This window comes from Burkholderia sp. AU19243 (assembly GCF_018148075.1).
GTDB classification, from domain to species: domain Bacteria; phylum Pseudomonadota; class Gammaproteobacteria; order Burkholderiales; family Burkholderiaceae; genus Burkholderia; species Burkholderia latens_A.
In genome coordinates, this window is record NZ_JAGSTV010000019.1 from 89,992 (window position 1) to 105,259 (window position 15,268).

At 67.7% G+C, this 15,268-nt stretch carries 9 protein-coding genes; 7 read left to right on the top strand and 2 right to left on the bottom strand.

The features are described 5' to 3' along the window. Positions 1 to 233 precede the first annotated feature (233 nt). Together KDW55_RS26485 and KDW55_RS26490 are read left to right on the top strand one after the other, a co-directional pair. A complete protein-coding gene (locus KDW55_RS26485) occupies positions 234 to 2,060 on the top strand; it encodes an autotransporter assembly complex family protein (RefSeq protein WP_212198082.1) in 1,827 nt (608 codons plus the stop codon). A gap of 28 nt (positions 2,061 to 2,088) precedes the next feature. Next, on the top strand, positions 2,089 to 6,138 hold the full coding sequence (locus KDW55_RS26490) for a translocation/assembly module TamB domain-containing protein (RefSeq protein WP_212161865.1): 4,050 nt from the start codon (positions 2,089 to 2,091) through the stop codon (positions 6,136 to 6,138). Positions 6,139 to 6,307: 169 nt separating this feature from the next. Here KDW55_RS26490 and metG read toward each other — a convergent pair whose 3' ends face one another. Both metG and KDW55_RS26500 read right to left on the bottom strand, forming a co-directional pair. Further along, the gene (metG, locus tag KDW55_RS26495) at positions 6,308 to 8,479 is read right to left on the bottom strand and encodes a methionine--tRNA ligase (RefSeq protein ID WP_209820775.1); all 2,172 of its coding nucleotides are present in this window, start codon (positions 8,477 to 8,479) and stop codon (positions 6,308 to 6,310) included. Between the two features lie 376 nt (positions 8,480 to 8,855). Beyond that, the gene (locus tag KDW55_RS26500; RefSeq protein WP_040141411.1) at positions 8,856 to 9,497 is read right to left on the bottom strand and encodes an OmpA family protein; all 642 of its coding nucleotides are present in this window, start codon (positions 9,495 to 9,497) and stop codon (positions 8,856 to 8,858) included. Between the two features lie 353 nt (positions 9,498 to 9,850). Here KDW55_RS26500 and apbC point away from each other — a divergent pair, with 353 nt between their 5' ends. The 5 genes from apbC to KDW55_RS26525 form a co-directional block, all read left to right on the top strand. Continuing rightward, positions 9,851 to 10,942 (top strand): iron-sulfur cluster carrier protein ApbC, encoded by a 1,092-nt coding sequence (apbC, locus tag KDW55_RS26505; protein ID WP_040141410.1) that lies wholly within the window; start codon positions 9,851 to 9,853, stop codon positions 10,940 to 10,942. Between the two features lie 133 nt (positions 10,943 to 11,075). Continuing rightward, complete coding sequence (locus KDW55_RS26510) at positions 11,076 to 11,612, top strand: superoxide dismutase family protein (protein WP_040141408.1); 537 nt, start codon at positions 11,076 to 11,078, stop codon at positions 11,610 to 11,612. Between the two features lie 195 nt (positions 11,613 to 11,807). Continuing rightward, positions 11,808 to 12,377, top strand: a complete 570-nt coding sequence (gene dcd / locus KDW55_RS26515) for a dCTP deaminase (protein WP_006398615.1) — start codon at positions 11,808 to 11,810, stop codon at positions 12,375 to 12,377. A gap of 81 nt (positions 12,378 to 12,458) precedes the next feature. Continuing rightward, positions 12,459 to 14,738: an arginine/lysine/ornithine decarboxylase gene (locus KDW55_RS26520; protein ID WP_040141407.1), complete on the top strand. Its 2,280-nt coding sequence runs from the start codon at positions 12,459 to 12,461 to the stop codon at positions 14,736 to 14,738. Then, positions 14,738 to 15,268: lysozyme inhibitor LprI family protein (locus KDW55_RS26525; RefSeq protein ID WP_212198083.1), on the top strand; the 531-nt coding region annotated here is incomplete at its 3' end. The genes KDW55_RS26520 and KDW55_RS26525, both read left to right, overlap by 1 nt.

Genomic DNA, 15,268 nt, shown 5'->3' on the forward strand with positions numbered 1-15,268 from the left:
GGCGCACGGTGCGCCGGGTTCGCGATGGCGGGATTTTACCGCATCGCGGGGAACAGCCGGCGTCAATCGCGCGTCGAATCCGCTGGCCCGTTCGCGCGGCGTGGTCGCGCCGGCCCGGCACGCGCTTCGTTGCGTGCAAGCGTCAAAGCGGCGCCGGAGCGGGCATGACCGCGGCCATGTGGTCAAATACAGGGTTTTCCACGAAATCACGACAACCGAGGGCGAGGTCCTATTTGGCGGGTCAGGCGAACCAGCAAGCACATACGGCGGACGACGCGGCCGCGCGCGCGGCCCGCAACCCTGGCCGGCGCGCGCGGCGCGGCGCCGGCGCCGCGGCCCGGGCGGCCCTCGCCGGCTGTCTGGCGGCGCTCGTCGCGCTGCCCGCGTACGCGAAGTACGACGTCGACATCGACGCGCCGCGCCCGATCCGCAAGCTGCTCAAGGCTCATCTCGACATCGCGCGCTTCGCGAAGCGCGACGACATCAGCGACGACCAGTTCGACTTCCTCGTGACCGCCACGCCGCAGCAGGTGCGTGACCTGACCGCGACCGCCGGCTACTTTTCCCCGGTGGTGCGCACCGACGTGCGCACGCGCGACGGCAAGCGCGATGTGCGTGTCGCGGTCGATCCGGGGCCGCAGACGGTCGTATCGAGTGTCGACCTGACGTTCAAGGGGCCGGTCGGCACCGAGGATCCGAAGCAGGAAGCCGCGACCCGCTTCGCCTTTTCCCTGAAGCCGGGCGAGCCGTTCACGCAGTCCGACTGGGACGGCGCGAAAGGGGCGGCGCTCAGGCAGCTGCAGTCGCGCCGTTACCTCGGCGCGAAGATCGCGTCGTCGGAGGCGCGCATCGATCCGCGCACGCAGCGCGCGGCGCTGGCGGTCACGTTCGACAGCGGCCCGACGTTTACGATCGGCAAGGTCGACGTCGATGGCGTGCGCCGCTACCCGGAGAAAATCGTCACGAACGTCAATCCGTTGTCGGAAGGCGAGATCTACGACGCGCGCCGGATCACCGAGCTGCAGCGGCAACTGCAGAACACGCCGTACTACGCGAGCGTCGCGATCGACGTCGGCGACGATACGTCGAAGCCCGAGCGTACGCCCGTGCACGTGAAGGTCAGCGAGTTCCCGTACAACAGCATTCGCGGCGGCGTCGGCTACGCGACGGACACCGGCCCGCACGTGCAGGGCTCATACACCTACCTCGACACGTTCGGCGCTGCGTGGCCGCTTACCGTGTCGGGTCGGCTCGATCAGATCCAGCAGTACGGCCAGGTCCAGCTGTCGATGCCGCCCGGCGAGAAGGGATGGACCAACAGCGTGCTCGCGTCGTACACGAACACCAACGTGTCGGACACGCGGATCTACAGCGCGCGTGTCGGCGCGCAGCGCACGCGTACCGGTCAGTTCATCGACTATTCGTACTCGCTCATGTACTACCAGGATCGGCTCGACCAGAACAGTGCGGGCCCGACCACGAGCCGTGCACTGGTGCCGCAGTGGGCGTGGACGCGGCGCAACGTCGACGATCCGCTGTTCCCGCGCTCGGGGAACCTGATCCACGCGGAGGCCGGCTTTGCGATCAAGGGCGTGCTGACCGATCAGACCTTCATTCGCGGTTACGCGCGCGGCCAGCAATACCTGCCGATCGGCCGGCGCGATCTGTTCGTGTTCCGCGCGGAGCTTGGCGGCGTGTTCACGAGCGGCAGTTCGAACGGCGTGCCGGCGTCGCTGCTGTTTCGCGCCGGCGGGTCGAACTCGGTACGCGGCTACGGCTACCAGAGCATCGGCAACAACGTCGGCGGCTCCGTGCTGCCGACCAAATACCTGATGACGGGCACCGCCGAATACCAGCACTGGTTCAACCACGACTGGGGTGCCGCGACGTTCTTCGACATCGGCACCGCGACCGATGCGTGGGGCGAACGCGTGTTCTATCCGGGCGTCGGCATCGGCGCGCGCTGGCGCAGCCCCGTCGGCCCGATCAACGTCGACGTCGCATACGGGCTGCGCAACCACAGCGTGCGCCCGTACCTGACGCTCGGCATCGCTTTCTGACCTTGTTGCCCGACCCACGACGAACCGCATGACGAAGGACCCGAACGACATGCCGCCTCCGAACCCGGACTCGCCCGAGCGAGCGCCCGGGGAGCGGCCGCGCACGCGGCGCCGCGCACGTGCGGGCCGAATCGTCGCGTGGTCGCTCGTGACGGCCTTGCTGCTCGTCGTGCTCGCGGTCGGGCTCGTGCTGGCGGCGGCGACGACCGAGCGCGGCACGCGGCTCGCGTGGCAGGCGGCCGTGCGCGTGCTGGGCGGCCGGCTCGCGGGTACGCTGGAAGGCGGCGCGCTCGCGACGGGGGTGCGGCTGCGCGGCTTCGCATGGACGAGCCCCGGCACCGCAGGCACCGAAGTGCGGATCGACCGGCTCGACGGCCGCTGGGCGTTGACGCGCGCGCCGTGGCGGCTGTCGGTCGCGTATCTGCGCGCGGGCACGATCGACGTGCGGATCGCGCCGGGGCCGTCGACGCCGTCCACGACCCCGCAGGACCTGAGCCTGCCGCTGCAGGTACGGATCGACGACTTGCGCGTCGACCACCTCGCGATTCACGAGGGCGCGTCGACGACGCAGCTCGATCATCTCGCGCTGAACGGTCGCAGCGACGGCCGTCACCATGAACTTGCGCTCGATGGCGTCGACACGCCGTACGGCGCGCTGACCGCGCGGGCGAAGCTCGATGGCGTGAAGCCGTTCGCGCTGACGGGCAACGCCACTTACGCGGGCAAGCTCGCCAACGAGCCGGTCAACGCGAGCGCGAACGTGTCGGGTTCGCTCGAAGCGCTCGTCGCGGACATCTCCGCGAGCGGGATGAAGCTGAACGGGCGTGCGCACGTCGAGGCCGCGCCGTTCGGCGCGGTGCCGCTCACCCGCGCGTCGCTCGTGTTCGATCACGTGAATCCGCAGGCGATTTCGCCCGGCGCGCCGGCCGCCGATCTCGCGGTGCGCGCGGAGCTCGCCCCCGTGACCGCGCCGGCCGGCGCAGCACCCGCAAAGGGCTTCGCGGTCACGGGGCCGGTGTCGATCGTCAACGCGAAGCCCGGCACGCTCGGCGAGCACCTGCTGCCGATCGTCGATGCGCACGCGACCGTGAACCTCGACGCGCACGCGCAGAGAATCGACGGCCTCGCGCTGAAGCTGATCCGCGATGGCAGCGTGACCGGCGGCGGCACGCTGACGGGCGGCAAGGGCCGCTTCGATCTGAAAGTCGCGAATCTCGATCTCAATGCGTTCGTCGCCGAGCTGCGGCCGATGCGGCTCGGCGGTCCGATCGGCGTGACGCTTGCCGGCGACGCAACGACAGTCGACTTCAACGTGAACGATCCGAAGCTCGCGCTCGGCGCGCGCGCGAAGGTCGCGTTGACGCAGCAGCAGACGGTGGTGACCGATGCACGCGTGACGGCCGGCAACGGGCATATCGATCTGACCGGCGTGTTCCGGCACGACGCGCATTCGAGCTACGACGCGAAGGCAACGCTGACCGCATTCGATCCGCTGCGGCTCGCCGCGGGGAACGCGCCGGGCGCAGGCAGCGCGCGCACGGGCAAGCCCACGAAACCGGCTGCGAAGGCGCCTGCCAAACGCGGCGAAACGCGCGTATCGGGCACGCTGACGGCATCCGGTGCGTTTGCGCCGCAGGTATCGACGAAGGCGACTTTCAAGCTCGGCGACAGCCTGTACGACGGGGTGCCGCTGACCGGCGCTGGCGTCGTGCAGCTCGCCGGCACGCGGATCCTGCCGAGCAATGCGACGCTGTCGATCGCAGGCAACCACGTCGAGCTGCGCGGCAGCTTCGGCGCGCCGGGCGACCGGCTGCGTTTCGTCGTCGATGCGCCGGAGCTCGACCGGCTCGGCTTCGGCATGCAGGGCCTCGTGCAGGCGCAGGGCGACCTGACCGGCAGCTTTGCGCATCCGAACGTGACGGCCAGCTACAAGGCCCAGCACGTCGTGATCGGATCCAACCGGATCGGAGCCGCACAGGGCCGCGCGGACATCCGCGATGGCGCGCACGGCGCGCTCGTGTTCACCGCCGACGCAACCGACATCGCGCTCGGCTCGCTGCAGCTGAAATCGCTGCGTGCGAACCTCGACGGCACGCGCGCGAAGCACACGCTCGACGCATCGGCGCTCGGCGCGGCCGGCGGCCGCGTGATCGACCTGACGCTCGCGGCGAACGGCGGCGTGGTCGAGAACCGCGACGGGATGCGCTGGGACGGCACCGTCACGCGCCTCGCAAACCGCGGCACGCCGTCGGTCGCGTTGCAGTCGCCGCTCGCCGTGTCGGCCGGCGCGGGGCGCGTCACGCTCGGCGCGGCGCGGCTCACGCTGGAGGGCGCGGCAATCGACCTGAAGTCGTTCGTGTTCGATCATGGCCAGATGCGCTCGGCCGGCACCGTGCGCGACGCATCGGTCGCGCGCTTCCTGCAGGTCCGCCAGGAGCTGACAGGCCAGCGGCCGCCAGTGCGCACCGACGTCGTGCTAGACGCCGACTGGGATTTCGCGCTCGGTCAGAACGCGACCGGCTACGTGCAGGTGAAGCGGCGGGGCGGCGACGTGACGATCGAGACAGGGCGCGGGATCGCGTCGCTGGGGCTGACCGACCTGTCCGCACGCGCGAGCTTCGTGCCCGGCAACCGGCTGAACGTGGTCGCGCTCGCGAAGGCGAACCGGATCGGCTCGCTCGACGCGAACCTGACCGTGCCGTTCGCGCTGCGCGACGGCGTGTTCGGCGTCGCCGACGACGGCCAGCTGGCCGGCCGCATCGACGCGGACATCCCGTCGCTGAGGGCAACCGGCAACCTGTTCGGGCCGAGCTACCTGCTCGGCGGACGCGCGGCGTTGCACCTGACGGTCGCAGGCACGCCGGTGAAGCCAAAAGTGTCGGGGATGCTGACGGGCGACGATCTGTCGGCGACGCTGGTCGATCAGGGCGTGCAGCTGAAGGACGGCATCGTCCGCGTGAAGCTCGCGGAGAACCTGGTCGAGTTCCAGCAGGTCGAGTTCCACGGCGGCGACGGCACGCTGCGCGCGATCGGCCGCGTGCGGCTCGACGGCGAGGCGCCGGACCTGACCGCGAACATCGTCGCCGACAAGCTGGAGCTGTTCGCGGCGCCGGACCGCAAGCTTTCGCTGTCGGGCAAGGCGACCGTCGCAAACGACGGGCCGCGCGGCGCGCTGTCGATCGACGGCAAGTTCGTCGTCGATCGCGCGCTATTCGACTTGCCGGAGCAGTCGGCGCCGCATCTGTCCGACGACGTCGTGATCGTGCGCCCGGACGGCACGGTGCGCGGCGACGTACAGACGGGCACCGCGGCCGCGAAACCGCAGAAGGTCGACGAGAAGCCGGCGCCGTCGCTCGCGCCGCGCGCGAATATCGACATCGGGCTCGGCAACGACTTCCGCTTCAAGGGTCACGGCGCGGATCTCGGGCTGCGCGGCACGATCACCGTGATGAGCGCGCCGGGCGTGCCGCTGCGTGCGGTCGGCAACGTGCGCGTGACCGAAGGGTCGACGTACACGTCGTTCGGCCGCAAGCTCGCGGTCGAGAACGGCTTCTTCACGTTCAACGGCCCGGTGTCTAACCCGGGGATCAACATTCTCGCGATGCGGCGCAACCAGGAGGTGGAAGCGGGCGTGCAGGTCACCGGCACGATCCAGTCGCCGACGGTCAAGCTCGTGTCCGAGCCGAACGTCACCGACAACGAGAAGCTGTCGTGGCTGCTGTTCGGCCACGGCACCGACCAGGGCAACAACGTCGGCCAGCAGAACGCGATGACGGCCGCACTCGCGCTGCTCGGCAGCGCGACCGGCAAGCGCGTCGCGCAGAGCATCGGCCTCGACGAATTCTCGATCGGCCGCAGCGACGTCGGCCTGACCGATCCGCAGGTCGTGCAGATTTCGAAGGCGATCAACGAGCGCTTCGTGCTCGGATACGAGCAGGGGCTGCAGTCGGCGAGCAACGCGTTCAAGGCGACGATCAACCTGACGCGGTTCTGGTCGGTGTCCGCGTATGGCGGCACGTTCCAGGGCGTCGACCTGAACTACACGCGGCGATTCGATCGGTGGTTCGGGCAGCGGTGAGGTTGAAGCCGAAGCGCACGTAGCCGGCCGGCGGGGTAGTGCGGTGCGGGCACGGTCGCGACGGGGTCGGGGCGAACACCGTGAGACCGGCCCGCAACGGCACCGGCACGCGGGCAAAAAAAACCCCGCACGATAGGTGCGGGGTTGTCGCCCGAGCTGGTGCGCCGTCTTACTTCACGCGCATGCCCGGCTTCGCGCCACTGTGCGGTTCGAGGATGTAGAGGCCCGGCTCGGCCTTCTCGTCCGCCGCCGATGCCGCGAGCACCATCCCTTCGGACAGACCGAACTTCATCTTGCGCGGCGCAAGGTTCGCGACCATCACCGTCAGCTTGCCGACGAGCTGCTCGGGCTGATACGCGGACTTGATGCCCGAGAACACGTTGCGGGTCTTTTCCTCGCCGACGTCGAGCGTGAGCTGCAGCAGCTTGTCCGAGCCTTCGACGGCCTGGCACGCCACGATCTTCGCGATGCGCAGGTCGATCTTCGCGAAATCGTCGATCGAAATCGGGCCGTCGTCCGCACCGTTTGCCGCGGCTGCCTTCGCGTTCGCCTTTGCGCTTTTCGCGTCCTTCGCGGCGTTGGCAGCGGCCGCACCGGCCGCACCGGCCGCGGCGGCGCTGGCTGCATCCGCCTGCAGCGAGTCGCGGTTCGCGGCCAGCAGCGCGTCGATCTGCTTCGCGTCGACACGCGTCATCAGGTGCTGGTACGCACTGATCGGCTGCGCCGACGACAGCGGCTTCGCCGCATCGGCCCACGCGAGCGGCGCGATGCCGAAGAATGCTTCGACCGCTTCGGCCACGCGCGGCAGAACGGGCTTCAGCGCGAGCGACAGCAGGCGGAATGCCTCGAGGCTCACGCTGCAGGTTTCGTGCAGCGCGACCGCATTGGCCGGATCCTTTGCGAGTTCCCACGGCTTCGCGCCGTCGACGTACGCGTTCACTTCGTCGGCGAGTTCCATCGTCTGGCGCAGTGCACGGCTGTATTCGCGCGCTTCGTAGTGCGCGGCGATCGTCGGAATCGCATTGCGCAGCTTCGCGACGAGCGGATGGTTCATCGCGCTGTCCTGCACGCGGCCGTCGAACCGCTTGATCAGGAAGCCGGCCGCGCGGCTCGCGATGTTCACGTACTTGCCGACGAGGTCGCTGTTCACGCGCGCCTGGAAGTCGTCGAGGTTCAGGTCGATGTCTTCCATCGTCGCGTTCAGCTTCGCGGCGAAGTAGTAGCGCAGCCATTCGGGGTTCAGGCCCGTGTCGATGTAGCTTTGCGCGGTGATGAACGTGCCGCGCGACTTCGACATCTTCGCGCCGTCGACCGTCAGGAAGCCGTGCGCGAATACGTTGGTCGGCGTGCGATGGCCGGAGAACTCGAGCATTGCCGGCCAGAACAGCGTGTGGAAATACAGGATGTCCTTGCCGATGAAGTGGTACTGCTCGGCGGTCGACCCCGAACGGATCCACGCGTCGAAGTCGATGCCCTTGCGGTCGCACAGGTTCTTGAAGCTCGCGTAGTAGCCGACCGGTGCGTCGAGCCACACGTAGAAGTACTTGCCGGGCGCGCCGGGGATCTCGAAGCCGAAGTACGGCGCGTCGCGCGAGATGTCCCAGTCGGCGAGCTTTGCTTCGCCGGCGTCGCCGAGCCATTCGCGCATCTTGTTCGTGGCTTCCGGTTGCGCGAGGCCGCTGACCCATTCGCGCAGGAACGACTCGCAGCGCGGGTCGGACAGGCGGAAGAAATAGTGCGTCGACGTCTTGCGCACCGGCGTCGCGCCGGACACGACCGAGTACGGATTCAGCAGCTCCGTCGGCAGGTAGGTCGAGCCGCACACTTCGCAGTTGTCGCCGTACTGGTCCTTCGCGTGGCACTTCGGGCATTCGCCCTTGATGAAGCGATCCGGCAGGAACATTTCCTTGACGGGATCGTACGCCTGCTCGATCTCGCGCTCGGCGATCAGGCCGTTTTCCTTCAGCGCGAGGTAGATCTTCTCGCTCAGCACGCGGTTTTCGTCCGAATCGGTCGAGTAGAAGTTGTCGAACGACACGCCGAAGCTGTCGAAGTCGCGCTTGTGCTCGGTCCACACGCGGTCGATCAGCTGCTTCGGCGTGAGGCCTTCCTTCTCCGCGCGCAGCATCACCGGTGTGCCGTGCGTGTCGTCGGCGCCGATGTAGTACACCTCATGGCCGTGCATTCGCAGCGTCCGCACCCAGATGTCGGTCTGGATGTATTCGACCAGATGGCCGATGTGGATCTGCCCGTTGGCATAGGGCAGTGCGGACGTAACGAGGATCTGGCGGCTGCCTTGCGGCGCCGCGGCCTGCACGGAAGTGAGGTCGGATGCGGACATAGGGTCTGTAGAAGAACGGCGGGAAAACGACGGAAACTGCGATTCTAGCAGGGGCGCGGGCCGCTCAGCCGGGGCAGGCGCCACGGGGCGGGCACGGTCGGGCCGGCGAATGCGGCAGCAGCGTGCATGGTCGCTCAATGCTGCGCCGCAGCAGAGAAATTGCGGGCAAAAAAAACCGGGGCGGATACGGCCCCGGAGCAACAACGACAAGAGGAGAATGGTGACGCGCCGGCAGCGCCAGCCGCGTACCGTAAAGACAGACCGCGTGTCGCGACAGAAGTTCGAAATTTTTTTCGATTTGTTACGAGCCGTGCGGAAAGCCTTGTGGGACGGGGCTGTGCGGTTCGCACGGCCCCGATTCCGGTCGTTGCGATGCTTACTGCTGTGCTGCGCGCAGGTAGATTTCGACGCGGCGGTTTTGCGCGCGGCCCGCTTCCGTCGCGTTGTCCGCGATCGGGTTCGACGGACCCATGCCTTGCGCGGACAGGCGGCCGCCGGCCACGCCGCGCTGCACGAGCGCGTTCACGACGCTTTGCGCGCGGTTCTGCGACAGCGTCTGGTTCAGCTGCTGCGAACCCGTGCTGTCCGTGTAGCCGATGATCGACGCCGTCACCTGCGGGTTCTGGTTCAGCGTCGTCGCCAGGTCGTTCAGCAGCGGCGTGAAGGCCGGCGTGATCGCGTACTGGTTGGTCGCGAACGTGACCGAGCTCGGTACGTTCAGTTTCAGCGAACCGTCCGGCTGCTCGGTCACCTGCGTGCCCGTCTTCGCTGCCGACGGTGCGAGCTTGTTCTTGATCGCCTGCCAGTTGTAACCCGTCACGCCACCGACCAGGGCGCCGACGCCCGCGCCGATTGCCGCGCCCTTGCCGCCACCGGCCAGTGCGCCGATGCCCGCGCCCAGCGCCGCGCCCGTGCCGGTGCCGACGGCCGTGTTGTTGCCTTGCTGGGTGGCGCAGCCTGCGAGCAGTGCGCCGGCAAGTGCGAAGACGGACAGGCGGGTCGCGATTTTCATGTTCATCTTGGATTCCTCTCTTGGTTGAACGAGTCGACAACGACGACAAACAACAGTGACGGCGTCCAGCGCGAACCGCCCGAAAAAGGGAGGGCAGGCTCGCACTCGCGGCAGCCGCCGAGGCGGCCGCATGCCCTGTTCGCCAGCGTGGCTGTTCGGACAGGGTGACGCGTCAGCCTCTACAATATAGGCGGTTGGCGGCCGATTTGGCCCCATAGCATGCCGCACGCGAAGATTGCTCCGCCGCGCGCGTTCGCGCAATGGCGTGCAACAGATTCTTTCACTTTTCCCGTTTTTCGCAGCGTTATTTGATGTTTCTTGACGTTTGCGCGAGAGAAAAACGTTTTCACGGAGTTTCGATGAGCATTGACCGGGCACAAGTCGACGCCGCGCTGGCGGCTGTCGTCGATCCCAATACCGGCCGTCCGTATGCGGCGAACAAGGGCGTGCGCAACGTCGCGATCGACGGCGACGCCGTGGCGGTCGACGTGGTGCTCGGCTATCCGGCGCGCAGCCAGCACGACGACGTGCGCGCGCGCATCGCCGCCGCGTTGAAAGCCGTGCCCGGCGTGCGCGATGCGCGCGTTGCCGTGTCGCAGGACATCGTCGCGCACACGGTCCAGCGCGGCGTGAAGCTGCTGCCGAACGTGAAGAACATCGTTGCGGTCGCATCGGGCAAGGGCGGCGTCGGCAAGAGCACGACGGCCGTGAACCTCGCGCTGGCGCTGGCCGCGGAAGGCGCGTCGGTCGGCATTCTCGACGCCGACATCTATGGGCCGTCGCTGCCGACGATGCTCGGCATTCACGGCCAGCGCCCCGAGTCGCCGGACAACCAGTCGATGAACCCGCTCGCGGGCCACGGGCTGCAGGCGAACTCGATCGGTTTCCTGATCGAGGAAGACAACCCGATGGTATGGCGCGGCCCGATGGCGACGTCCGCGCTCGAGCAACTGCTGCGCCAGACCAACTGGCGCGAGCTCGATTACCTGATCGTCGACATGCCGCCGGGCACGGGCGACATCCAGCTCACGCTCGCGCAGCGCGTGCCGGTGACGGGCGCCGTGATCGTCACGACGCCGCAGGACATCGCGCTGCTCGACGCGAAGAAGGGCCTGAAGATGTTCGAGAAGGTCGGGATTCCGATCCTCGGGATCGTCGAGAACATGAGCATCCACGTGTGCTCCAACTGCGGGCACGAAGAGCACATCTTCGGCGCGGGCGGCGCCGAGCGGATGGCGAAGGACTACGGCGTGCACGTGCTCGGCAGCCTGCCGCTCGACATCGCGATCCGCGAGCGCGCCGACAGCGGCACACCGACGGTCGTGGCCGAGCCGGACGGTGCGCTGGCGCGGCGCTATCGCGAGATCGCGCGCGGCGTCGCGCTGGCGATCGCCGAGCGCGCACGCGACATGACGTCGAAGTTCCCGTCGATCGTTGTTCAAAATACGTAAAACCCTTGCGGGGCGGGGCCTTACGCTGTTTACGGCGCCGCGAGGCGCGGTATCATGGCGACTTTTCCCGGGTCCCTTTACCCGCCCGGCATGGCCGCCGTGTCGCACGGTCGCCAGCCGGCATGAGGATCGAATGAACCAACCACATCACGGCGCGCGCGCCGGCCGCGTGCAGCGCGCGCTGCTGGCCGCCGCCGCGCTGGGCCTGCTGGCCGGCTGTACCTCGTTTTCCTCGTCGCACGAAAAGCGCGCCGACGTGCAACTGCAGCCGACCGTCGGCTCGCAGACGCGCGGCGCGGTGACGTTCGTCGAACGCCCGGACGGCGTCCAGGTCACGTACAACCTCGTCGGCCTGCCGCCGAACAGCGATCACGCACTGCAGGTGCATGAACGCGGCGACTGCAACGCGGGCGACGGCTCGAGCGCCGGCCCCGTGTTCGCGCCGGCCGCCGAACGGCTGCGCGCGGGCGCGCGGGTCGCCGGCGATCTCGGCAACATCCATGCGGATGCGAATGGCGTCGCGGCGGGCTTCATCGTCGCCCCCGATCTGGCCCTCGACGGCGTGCGGTCCGTGCTGAACCGCGCGGCGCTGGTGCACCGCGAGTCGAGCGACCCCGCGTTTCCGCAGCACGGCGCGGGGCCCGCGCTCGCGTGCGGCGTGATCCGGTGACGGCCGTCGCGTGCCCGACCCGATGATCGCGTAAAATGTGCGCCTTTCGCGGCCGCCGTCCCGAACCGGCGGCCTTCACTTACCGTCACGCAGCGTTTCCTGGCGCCCTGAAATGAAACGACCCCAACGCCCGCTTCGTTCGCTGTCCCCCGAGGGGACGGCCCGCCTTCCTGGGACGGCCCGGCGGAGGCACGCATGAGCATCAAGTCCGACAAGTGGATTCGGCGCATGGCCGAAGAACACAAGATGATCGAGCCGTTCGTGCCCGATCAGGTTCGCGCGTCCGAGGACGGTCGCAGGATCGTCAGCTACGGCACGTCGAGCTACGGCTACGACATCCGCTGCGCGGACGAATTCAAGATCTTCACGAACATCAACTCGACGATCGTCGATCCGAAGAACTTCGACGAAGGTTCGTTTGTCGATTTCAAGGGCGACGTGTGCATCATCCCGCCGAACTCGTTCGCGCTGGCCCGCACCGTCGAATATTTCCGCATCCCGCGCACCGTGCTCACCGTGTGCCTCGGCAAGTCGACGTACGCGCGCTGCGGGATCATCGTCAACGTGACGCCGTTCGAACCCGAATGGGAAGGCTACGTCACGCTGGAATTCTCGAATACCACGCCGCTGCCCGCGAAGATCTACGCGAACGAAGGTGTCGCGCAGGTGCTGTTCTTCGAAAGCGACGAAGTGTGCGACGTGTCGTACGCCGATCGCGGCGGCAAGTATCAGGGGCAGCGCGGTGTCACGCTGCCGAAAACCTGATCTGGTTGCATAACGTCTCACCAGTTTTCGGGTGACCGCTGCGCGTGACGCGCCGCGGTCGTTCTTTTTGGAGAATCGCCCATGAAGTTTCGTTTCCCCGTCGTGATCATCGACGAAGATTTCCGCTCCGAGAACATCTCGGGCTCCGGCATCCGGGCGTTGGCCGAAGCGATCGAGAAAGAGGGCGTCGAAGTCCTCGGCCTCACGAGCTATGGCGATCTGACGTCGTTCGCGCAGCAATCGAGCCGCGCGTCGTGCTTCATCCTGTCGATCGACGACGACGAACTCATGCTCGGCGAAATCGGCCCGGACGGCGAACTGCCCGAACTCGCGACCGCGATCATCGAGCTGCGCGCGTTCGTCACCGAAGTGCGCCGCCGCAACGCGGACATTCCGATCTTCCTGTACGGCGAAACGCGCACGTCGCGCCACCTGCCGAACGACATCCTGCGCGAACTCCACGGCTTCATCCACATGTTCGAGGACACGCCGGAGTTCGTCGCACGCCACATCATCCGCGAAGCGAAGGTCTATCTCGACTCGCTCGCGCCGCCGTTCTTCAAGGAGCTCGTGAAGTACGCGGACGAAGGCTCGTACTCATGGCACTGCCCGGGCCACTCCGGCGGCGTCGCGTTTCTGAAGAACCCGCTCGGCCAGATGTTCCATCAGTTCTTCGGCGAGAACATGCTGCGCGCGGACGTCTGCAACGCGGTCGACGAACTCGGCCAGCTGCTCGATCACACGGGGCCGGTCGCGGCGTCCGAGCGCAACGCCGCGCGGATTTTCAGCGCGGACCACCTGTTCTTCGTGACCAACGGCACGTCGACGTCGAACAAGATCGTCTGGCACGCGACGGTCGCTCCCGGCGACATCGTGCTGGTCGATCGCAACTGCCACAAGTCGATCCTGCACGCGATCACGATGACCGGCGCGATTCCGGTGTTCCTCACGCCGACGCGCAACCACTTCGGCATCATCGGGCCGATTCCGCGCGACGAATTCAAGCCGGAGAACATCCGCAAGAAGATCGACGCGAACCCGTTCGCGCGCGAGGCGATGCGCCAGAATCCGGACCTGAAGCCGCGCATCCTGACGATCACGCAGAGCACGTACGACGGCGTCGTCTACAACGTCGAGATGATCAAGGACCTGCTCGGCGACCTGCTCGACACGCTGCACTTCGACGAAGCGTGGCTGCCGCACGCCACGTTCCACCCGTTCTACCGCGACATGCATGCGATCGGCGACGGCCGCCCGCGCACGGGCGCGCTCGTGTTCGCGACGCACTCGACGCACAAGCTGCTCGCGGGCATCTCGCAGGCCTCGCAGATCGTCGTGCAGGATTCGGAGAACCGCACGTTCGACAAGCACCGCTTCAACGAGGCGTACCTGATGCACACGTCGACGAGCCCGCAGTACGCGATCATCGCGTCGTGCGACGTCGCGGCCGCGATGATGGAGCCGCCGGGCGGCACCGCGCTCGTCGAGGAATCGATCGCCGAGGCGATCGACTTCCGTCGCGCGATGCGCAAGGTCGATGCCGAATACGGCGACGACTGGTTCTTCAGCGTGTGGGGCCCGGACGACCTGTCGGAAGAGGGCATCGGCTCGCGCGACGACTGGATGCTGAAGCCGAACGACCACTGGCACGGCTTCGGCCCGCTCGCGGAAGGCTTCAACATGCTCGACCCGATCAAGGCGACGATCATCACGCCGGGTCTCGACGTCGACGGCGAGTTCGGCGAGACGGGCATTCCGGCCGCGATCGTCACGAAGTACCTGGCCGAGCACGGGATCATCGTCGAGAAGACGGGCCTGTACTCGTTCTTCATCATGTTCACGATCGGCATCACGAAGGGCCGCTGGAACTCGATGGTGACCGAGCTGCAGCAGTTCAAGGACGACTACGACAACAACCAGCCGCTGTGGCGCGTGCTGCCGGAATTCGTTGCGCAGCATCCGCGCTACGAGCGCGTCGGGCTGCGCGACCTGTGCACGCAGATTCACGACGTATACCGTGCGAACGACATCGCACGCCTGACGACGGAGATGTATCTGTCGGACATGGAGCCGGCGATGAAGCCGTCGGATGCGTTCGCGAAGCTCGCGCACCGCAAGATCGACCGCGTGCCGCTCGACGAGCTCGAAGGCCGCGTGACGAGCATCCTGCTCACGCCGTACCCGCCGGGTATTCCGCTGCTGATTCCGGGCGAGCGCTTCAACAAGACGATCGTGAACTACCTGCGGTTCGCGCGCGACTTCAACGAGCGCTTCCCGGGTTTCCATACGGATATCCACGGCCTCGTCGCGGAAGAAGTCAACGGCCGCGTCGAGTACTTCGTCGACTGCGTGCGCGACTGATGGCGGCGCAGGGACGAATCCGGACGATGCGTGCGGCGCTTGCCGCGCTCGTCGTCTGGACGGCAGGATTGACGGGGCTCGCGGGCGCGGGCGTCGCTCGTGCGGAAGTTGCCGCGGCCGATCCGATCGACGTCGCGATGCGGCAGTGTCTCGCACGGCGCGACCGGTCGTCCACGGCCGGCCAGATCCAGTGCATGGGCGAAGCGCAGCAGCAGTGGCAGGCGGTGATGGACCGCGCGTACCAGCGACTGTCGAGCGATGCGCCGGCCGACGCGAAGCGCGGCTGGCAGGACAGCCAGCGCCGTTGGGTCACATGGCGCAAGGATGAACTCCAGCTGCTGAAGGCCGTGTACGACACGACACGCGGCACGTCGTACGCGATGTCGAGCGCCGACATGCAGCTGCAGCCGGTGCGCGATCGCGCGCTCGCGCTGCGCGCGGCGGCCGATCGCTATGCGCCACCGCCGGCTGCGTTGCCGGTCGCGGCCGCGAGCGGCGCGCGGGGCGTTGTCCCGGGCGCGGCGCCGGCC